The sequence below is a fragment of the Sphingobacterium haloxyli genome, assembly GCF_002980525.1.
GTDB classification, from domain to species: domain Bacteria; phylum Bacteroidota; class Bacteroidia; order Sphingobacteriales; family Sphingobacteriaceae; genus Sphingobacterium; species Sphingobacterium haloxyli.
In genome coordinates this window covers 1-8393 of the sequence record NZ_PVBQ01000032.1, presented here as the reverse complement: position 1 = coordinate 8393, position 8393 = coordinate 1, and the positions used below count along the sequence as shown (strand labels likewise).

Below are 8393 nucleotides of genomic sequence, written 5' to 3'. Positions count from 1 at the left end.
AAGTCTGCATAGGCATCTTTGGCGTTCGAGGCATCGATGATGACCAGATTTTCTCTGCTTTTTATAAGCAGAAGCTCTTCGACTGTAATAATAGGGGATAAGCTTGTGTCCATGAAGTAAATTTACTTATTCTAAACCGATTAAAAAGGCGCAACAAATTATTAGTACTGCAGTAAATGGATATTGGCATCTAACATTAAACGCTGTTTTGTGAATAATTGTTGCTTATCTTTACCAATCGTGTTACTGTAAGACCCAATTTTTAGGTCTTATCGTTCCACAAAAGGTAATATGGCAGAGAGCGTTTATATATCAGAACATCTAACGGAGCCCCAGCTCGAATTCTTGAAAGTACTTCTGTTCGGTGTCGGGGGATTACTAAAGCGGGCGCTCGCTGCAAGCGTAAGACTAAAAATGTCAATGGTTATTGTTTTCAACATGAACCGAGTCAATAGCTGTTTTTTTAGTTATTGTTGCTATTTTTTTTAGTATAAAAGAATGGTATATTTGCGTCTATACTATATTAGCGTACAACTGTAAAAGAGACCGATTGAAGCTCGCTTCAACCAAAGAATAGAAAGCCATGAGCAAGATCTTAATGTATCAAACAAAAGATAATCGAACCCAGATTGAGGTGCAATTTGATAAAGATACTGTCTGGTTAAATCGGCAACAGATATCTTCGTTGTTTGATAGGGACATTAAAACCATTGGTAAGCATATAGGTAATGTGTTTGCCGAAGGAGAATTAGTAGCCGGTTCAGTTGTCGCAAAATTTGCGACAACTGCTTCAGATGGTAAAGTGTACCAAGTCGAACATTACAACTTAGACGTTATTATATCTGTAGGATACCGAGTAAAATCCAAACAAGGTACCGCTTTCCGTCAGTGGGCAACCCAGCGATTGAAAGAGTACCTTATCCAAGGCTATACTATCAATCAAAAACGTTTGGACGAGTTACAACAAACCGTGCAATTCATTACCGAAACGGCAAAAGATATAGGAAATGTAAACGAGGCGAAGGGTATTATGGATATCATTTCACAGTATACCCAGAGCTTTGTGCTTTTGAACCAGTTCGATAGCAATTCCATTGAGCCGCGGAAACTCAACGAAAACATCACCTACGAAATTAATTATGTTGAAGCAAAGCTTGCCATTGCTGAACTTAAGAAACAGCTAATAGGGAAAAAAGAAGCAACAGCATTATTCGGCAATGAGAAAGATAACAGCTTTGAGGGAACATTGCAAAGTGTTGTGCAGACATTCGCCGGGCAATATCTATATTCCAGTATAGAAGAACAAGCCGCCCATTTACTTTATTTTATCATTAAAAACCATCCCTTTACTGATGGTAACAAACGCATTGGAGCTTTTATGTTCGTATGGTTTTTAGAGAAGAATAAACATCGATTTAAACGAGACGGTGAAATAAAGATCAACGACAATGCTTTGGTGACGTTGGCCTTATTAGTAGCTCAGAGTGATCCTCAGGAAAAAGAGCTGATGGTCAAACTGATTACACAGCTTATAAATAGTCGATAGTATAGCTCGGTCGGAGTTTCTTTAAATCTCATCAGTCTTTTACGTCAGGTAAAAAGACTAATTCATACAACGTTTGGTAATCATTTGCGTAGCGCACGAGCTTAATAGCGCTACAGCTTTTGACCACCATTTTCATAGGTTATTCTGCTTTACCGAGTTCTAAGGCTAAAACTCCGCCCACTATCATGATGATTCCTATGATTTGAATGGCACTCAAAGGCTCTTTGAAAAAGATAGCGCCAATAATCGTTAGGATGGTTATTCCTAAAGCAGCCCAGATTCCATAGGCGACGCCTATCGGCATACCACTTTTCAATGATAATGACAACAGGAAATACGCGCCGACCACACCAACCACGGCGACGCATGACGGCCAAAACTTACTAAACCCATCTGACTGTCGTGTTGCCAAAGCACCTATTATTTCTGCCAGAATTGCACCCAAGAGAAAGAAATGTTTCATATGTGTATTACTTTTTAGCAAAGTTAAGGTACCTAGTAACGGCGTGAAATATGGGGTAAAAGAATCATATGGATAATATTGTCACTATCCCAGTACCGGAATCAGAATAAATATATTTGTAAATTTGTACCTACAGTTTTAATGTAAAAACCGCTAATGTACCATAATAAAATACCACAGGCACTGGACTACGGCGTATCCGTCACAATGAAGGTCATCGGAGGCAAATGGAAGCCCTGTATAATTGATTGCATATCGAATGGCATAAACAGGCCAGCTCAAATTCAGAAGGCAATAAAGCAGGCTAGCCTGCGGGTTATAAACCAACAACTGTCGGAACTGTTGGATTATGAAATTGTGACCAAAGAATCCTTTGAGGGCTATCCGCTTAAAGTAGAATATACTTTAACGCCATTTGGAAACACATTGTTGTCTGTTATTGATGCTATGCAACAATGGGGCGATGCCCATGCAGATAAAGTGGCGGAAATAGCTATGAATAGGAAAGAAAACGTCACTCTCTATAGAAATAAAACGTGACGCGTTCAATCATCCGCACATATGTTAATGAAAAAAAATCAGAAGAGTATTTTCACGCCACAATCGAACATATGATGATAGCAGTGCAAAAAAAACACAATGATGGAAAATAAAGAAAAATACTATAGCGCATTATTGGAAAATGCCAGTGAACTAAAGTAATTATAATTAGCATACAAAACTGCTACGCGCCGTAGCAGTTTTGACGGTGAATTGGATTCTTTTTAATCAGTTATCAATTTATCGATAGAATATTTACCGCTACCGTTTATGAATATGGCAATACAAATGCCAATCACTAATAAATGATATTCATAACCCTCGCCCGATTGGTTTCCAAACCAATTCATAAAGAAACCATACTCTACATGTGCGGTAAAAATAATACCGACAAAAAGTATGATAAATGCTACTGCCCATAACCTCGACGCAAATCCAATAATTAGGGAGATTGCGCCAAGAAATTCAATGAGGATAACAAGAAGTGAAATAATCCAAGGTAAGTCCATATGTTCTGTTAGGTGCTCCATTTCTTTGGTAAATCCGGGACCACCAAACCAACCGAAGACTTTCTGCGCTCCGTGTGGAAACATTACAATCCCGAGCGTAAGTCGTAATGCGAGTCCTGTCCAATTAGTATTGGTACTGAAAATTATGTTTTTCATTCTTTAAATTGTCAACGTTTAAAAACAAAATTCGACAACGGAAAAGAAAAAAAAATTAAACTAGTTGAATAAATTATAGCGTTTATCTCTTTTTTCTAAGCATACTTAAAAAAACAGGCGTAATCCCGAGATAAGAAGCTATGTGTTTTTGGGGGATTCGTTGCACAAAATCGGGATGTTTTTGTATAAACAAGTGATAACGTTGTTCTGCTGTTAGGGAGTAATTCTGGTTAATTCGCTCTAATTGACTGATGTATGCATTTTGAATGAGGATGCGGAAATATCGCTCCAATTTTGGAACCTCTAGGTAAAGTTTTTCCAAATCGTTCTTTTTAATCTGCAAGATTTTTGCATTTTCCAATGCCACAATATTGTATGAGGAAGGCCTCTCGGTTAAGAAACTCAATAAATCTGCAATCCACCAGCTCTCCACAGAAAATATCAGGGTACGCTCAAAACCATTTTCGTCAATGGAATACGTTCTGAAACAACCCTCGAGTATAAAATTTTCTGTTCTACAAACTTCATTTGTCCGCAACAAAAACTCTTTCTTCCTCAACGTTTTAGAAGTAAAGTATTTTTCGATTGTTTCAGTTTCATTGTTATCGAGTTGAACGTGCTTTAAAAGATGTTCTATCAACTTCGTCGTATCCATTTCTGTCTGTTGGTTTTGCTTCGCTAAATGACAGTTAAGCGGCTTGTGTACATTTTTTCCATGCTCATGATCTGTTTTAAGGTCATCGGATCAATTGTGCTGAAAAAGTAAAGGTAATCCTCAAAATCTTTCAAAGCAAGCATATCATCAAAATATAAATTCCAAACAGGAAGCAATGTGTAAAAATGACTATTTTTGTATAAGCAAACGTGTTCTGCCAAAAACAAGAGATGATTCAACCGGGGACAATAACACTTTTCTTTATAATATGCTACTTTTTGAATTTCTCATTCCTGTATTCGCAAGAATCATTGAAGGGAAAAGAATTCGAAGAATATATAAATGCTTTGCTCCGAAATGACCAGCGGTATAATGCCGAGCTAGGGAAAATGTGCTGCTAAAAAAAATCATCGACCTACAAGATAAAATACGGGAGCTCGAAGATACCAATGCACAATTGGTTCTTCATAGAAAACTTCTATTAGAAAAAGTGACTTCCTTAAAATTGAAAATCCAAATACACGAAACGGACGCTAAATAATCTTTCTGAATTTATTTCTGGTATTTAACCATCTGTGAAGCTACATTGGAAATTCAGCAAGTTTCGGATTTTTTATCTTAACATACATAGCAATCTTTGCAACAGATTTTAAAACTAAAAAACAATGCAAAGATTTAAAGACAAATTCGCTCTTATCACAGGCGGAACAAACGGAATGGGATATGCCACAGCCCAACAGTTCATTAACGAAAGCGGTAAAGTAATTATTACAGGGCGAAGCGCCGAAACGGTAAACAAAGCTGTAGAACAATTAGGCGAAAATGCGTTTGGTATGGTGTCCAATGCAAGCAGTATGCAAGATATAATGCTTTTGCAGGACCAGGTAAAACAATACACTAGCCACATTGATTTGCTTTTTGCCAATGCAGGTTACGGAAAGTTTGCTCCTGTTGAGTTTGCTGATGAAGCCCATTTTGACGAGTTGTTTAATTTGTTGGTAAAAGGCACATTTTTTACCGTCCAGCAAATCGTACCATTGATGAAAAAAGGAAGTACAATCGTACTCAATACCTCGGTAGTAACGGAAATGAATATACAAAATTTTTCTATTTATTCATCAGCTAAATCCGCCGTGCGATCATTCATCAAAACATTCGCAGCAGAGTTCACCACAAAAGGTATTCGTGTAAACGGCATCAGTCCCGGGTATATCAAAACAAACGGATTTAACAATACGGGTTTAAATCCCGAACAGATCGAGGAAGCTATTCAAAGCATTATCCCTACTATTCCATTCAAAAGATTCGGCGAACCTGCCGAAATAGCCAACGCCGTATTGTTTCTTGCCTCACAAGAAGCCTCATACATCCACGGAACAGAATTAACAGTGGACGCAGGAATTTCGATTATATGATGATAGCGCAAAAGATACAAAATACAGATTGGCAAACCATAACTGAAACGATGCATACAAACGGTTATACGGTTATCGCCAACCTGTTAACAGACGAACAATGCGAAATGCTGAAATCGGAATACAATAACCCATACGCTTACAGAAAAACGGTAGTAATGGAACGCCACCGTTTTGGTTTGGGCGAATACAAGTATTTTAATTATCCGTTGCCCGACATCATTCAGCAAATCAGAACTAACATTTATCCGCACCTTGCACCGATAGCAAATGCGTGGTTTAGAGCGTTGAATATGGATAGGCAATTTCCCTTGGAACACGCAGAATTGTTACGACAATGCCACCAAAACGGACAGCAAAAAGCAACTGTTTTGATTTTGAAATACGGCAAAGGCGGTTTCAATACCTTACATCAGGATTTGTATGGCGAAGTTTATTTTCCGATACAGACCGTTTTGTTTTTGAATGAACCAGACCAAGATTTCACAGGCGGCGAATTTGTATTGACACAGCAAATTCCGAGAGCACAATCCAAAGCCATTGTATTGAAACCAAAGAAAGGCGATATGCTGATTTTTACAACGAATTTTAAACCCGCAAAAGGCACAAAAGGCTACTATCGGGTAAATATGAAACACGGTGTAAGCGAAGTAAAAACTGGCGAACGCCATACATTAGGAATTATTTTCCACGATGCAGTTAGTTAGGGTATGATACTCCCACAAAATTCGTAAATTTAGCCATCAAGCCGTTTTTGAAGCACACCATGACAGATATCGAACAACTCTTGCAGCAGATTAGTTAGTAGAAGATATCAATATCCAAAAGCAACTGAAAAGTGGAAAATACCGAGACCACATTTAAAGAATTCACAAAGACATATATCAGGAATTTTCCTGATAAGTTTCGATATTTAGAAACGCTTGTGCAAATCTATAATGTTGATGATTTATTTACTAAAAACATCGTCACGCCGACACCGCTGTTAAAAGCCGATTTCAATTTTATTGTATTTCCTACAGACGGAAATTTTGAACAGCAGGTTGGAAATGAAATAAAGAAAGTGTTGGCAAATCAGGCTTTGTTAGTAATGCAAGGCGAAGTAACATCGCTATTGCGACAGTCGAAAAATGTCAAAGGCTATTACATCACTTTTGATGATAAAATATTACAGCAGTTCAAAGACCAAAGTTACTTTATAAAGCTATTTACCGTCGCCCCAATCATTCAGCTACACAGCAACGACAGTAAATTTTTGGAACAGGTTTGCAAACTCATCATTCAGGAATTGGAAACGCCAAAACCTGATGAACAAATTGTCCTCTATCTTTTTCAATCGTTATTACTGAAGCTCTTAAAATCTTCCGAGCTGAAAAAAGGCTTGTCGAGGCAGTTTGATATTGCGATTTCTTTTAGGGAATTAGTGTATAAGCACTATTCAGAGCATTACAGTATAAACGATTATGCTGAGCTTCTAAATATTTCATCTAACTATTTAAATCGGTGTATTCAAAATGTCTGGAACAAATCAGCCAAGCAGTTTACACAGGAATTTATTATTATCCAATCCCGAAAATATTTACAGGATTTTTCCGAACCTATATCGGGTATTGCCTACCATTTGAACTTTAGCGACCCCTCTTATTTCGGCAGGTTGTTTAAAAAAATCATCGGCATTTCGCCACAGGAATATCGCTCAAAGACAATGCACGATTTGTCCGAGTAATGGAACTGTCAATCCTTACCTGTTTGCACCAAAATAGTCAATTTTGCACTATTAACTAAAACAAAAAGGTAAGATGAAAAATACATCGGTTTACATTTCGACAATCGCATTATTAGGACTTTTTGGAGGTGGCAGTATCACAGTCCTGTTTATCATTGTTCCGTTTTGGCACTCTTTGGCCCCAAACGAACTAATGCTCTGGTTTAATCATTATGGGGCAAGAGTGGGAATCACAATGTTACCAATGCAGATTATTCCGTTTATCCTTTCGATATACGCTTATATTTCAGTCAGAAAAAGAAAAGAAGACGGAAAGGGTTTGTGGTTTTGGGTAAATATTTCAAACATCGTTATTCTGATTATGCTTTTAGCATATTTTCTACCTATCAATTTTCAGTTTGTAAACCAAACAATGAACCCTAATGAAGTTCCGTCAGAACTAATACGTTGGGAAATTATTCACATAGCAAGAACTATCCTTACTGTTTTAAGTGCGGTTTTGGCAATCATCGCGTATTTCAAACTTTTACGGAACTTCATCTACATCAATATGGAACCAAGCCATACACCATAACTTAATTTTTCTGTACACAATATGAACATCTTTCTATTTGGAGCAACAGGCGGAACAGGAAAAGAAATCCTGATAAACTCCCGACGGATATTGATGGCATGTTTGACCTCGATTCCGACCCAGATGTACATAGATAATTTGATAGAGACGTGTTCTAGTTTGGGTACTTCCTTTTGCCATCACGATAGCGTTAGGGGCACTGTGCGTCGGGAATAGCCAGGAACGGGGAGACGAGATCATCACCTTCGCCGGGATGACGGAAGTCAAAAATACCCTCTATCGGCTCACCGCTTGCACTATTTAAGCTCACAAAACGGATTGTTTGAGCTTATAATACTTAAGAAAAGAGCTCATTATTAATATATAGGCTCAAAAAAATTAACAAATAAGCTCATTTATACGTAACTTTGAGCTTATAAAAGCATATGGAAAACCGAAAGACGATGCCACTATGCTCTTAAATCATAAAGAAGCATTGAACTTCATCATTGATAATCCCGATTACGTTGTACCCTTGACCATAGCAAGAATAGAAGATATTCATAGTATTTTGGTCAAGGATCTTCCAGTTGAACGTAATCTCAGGCAACGTCGGGTAGGTATTTCCGGTACAAATTACAAACCTTTGGACAACGAGCACCAGATAAGAGAAGCCCTTGAAGATATGTGCCACCTAATCAATAACAAGAAGAACATATTTGAACAATCCCTGTTGGCACTGGTGTTGTTATCCTACATTCAGGCATTCAATGATGGAAACAAACGAACAGCGCGAATTGTCAGCAATGCCATTCTGATTGCCAATCAGT

At 37.8% G+C, this 8393-nt stretch carries 11 protein-coding genes; 8 read left to right on the top strand and 3 right to left on the bottom strand.

Annotation, left to right across the window (positions count from 1 at the left end):
* Positions 1–311: 311 nt before the first annotated feature.
* A complete protein-coding gene (locus tag C5745_RS20840; protein ID WP_394342081.1) occupies positions 312–455 on the top strand; it encodes a DUF5763 domain-containing protein in 144 nt (47 codons plus the stop codon).
* Positions 456–583: 128 nt separating this feature from the next.
* Positions 584–1546, top strand: coding sequence for a virulence protein RhuM/Fic/DOC family protein (gene rhuM / locus C5745_RS19695; RefSeq protein WP_105718731.1), 963 nt, complete (start codon positions 584–586; stop codon positions 1544–1546).
* A gap of 139 nt (positions 1547–1685) precedes the next feature.
* Here the strand turns inward: rhuM and C5745_RS19690 are convergent, their stop codons facing one another.
* Entirely contained in the window at positions 1686–2009 is a 324-nt protein-coding gene (locus C5745_RS19690; RefSeq protein WP_105718730.1) for a DMT family transporter, read from the bottom strand.
* A gap of 156 nt (positions 2010–2165) precedes the next feature.
* Between C5745_RS19690 and C5745_RS19685 the strand changes: the two genes are divergently transcribed.
* The gene (locus tag C5745_RS19685; protein WP_105718729.1) at positions 2166–2549 is read left to right on the top strand and encodes a winged helix-turn-helix transcriptional regulator; all 384 of its coding nucleotides are present in this window, start codon (positions 2166–2168) and stop codon (positions 2547–2549) included.
* Positions 2550–2773: 224 nt separating this feature from the next.
* Here the strand turns inward: C5745_RS19685 and C5745_RS19680 are convergent, their stop codons facing one another.
* Together C5745_RS19680 and C5745_RS19675 are read right to left on the bottom strand one after the other, a co-directional pair.
* Complete coding sequence (locus tag C5745_RS19680) at positions 2774–3214, bottom strand: DoxX family protein (protein ID WP_105718728.1); 441 nt, start codon at positions 3212–3214, stop codon at positions 2774–2776.
* 82 nt (positions 3215–3296) lie between these two features.
* Entirely contained in the window at positions 3297–3869 is a 573-nt protein-coding gene (locus tag C5745_RS19675) for a Crp/Fnr family transcriptional regulator (protein WP_105718727.1), read from the bottom strand.
* A gap of 665 nt (positions 3870–4534) precedes the next feature.
* On the opposite strand from C5745_RS19675, the gene C5745_RS19665 reads away from it, so the two are divergent.
* From C5745_RS19665 to C5745_RS19645, 5 genes are all read left to right on the top strand, one after another.
* Positions 4535–5284 carry an SDR family oxidoreductase gene (locus C5745_RS19665; protein WP_105718725.1) on the top strand — a complete coding sequence of 250 codons (750 nt, stop codon included), beginning with the start codon at positions 4535–4537 and terminating at the stop codon, positions 5282–5284.
* The gene (locus C5745_RS19660) at positions 5281–5991 is read left to right on the top strand and encodes a 2OG-Fe(II) oxygenase (protein WP_243403406.1); all 711 of its coding nucleotides are present in this window, start codon (positions 5281–5283) and stop codon (positions 5989–5991) included. The genes C5745_RS19665 and C5745_RS19660 overlap by 4 nt, the downstream gene beginning before the upstream one ends.
* A 131-nt stretch (positions 5992–6122) precedes the next feature.
* Positions 6123–7010, top strand: coding sequence for a helix-turn-helix domain-containing protein (locus C5745_RS19655; protein ID WP_105718724.1), 888 nt, complete (start codon positions 6123–6125; stop codon positions 7008–7010).
* 73 nt (positions 7011–7083) lie between these two features.
* Positions 7084–7584 carry a DUF1772 domain-containing protein gene (locus C5745_RS19650; RefSeq protein ID WP_105718723.1) on the top strand — a complete coding sequence of 167 codons (501 nt, stop codon included), beginning with the start codon at positions 7084–7086 and terminating at the stop codon, positions 7582–7584.
* 451 nt (positions 7585–8035) lie between these two features.
* The coding region (locus C5745_RS19645) for a Fic family protein (protein WP_243403405.1) at positions 8036–8393 on the top strand (358 nt) is incomplete at its 3' end.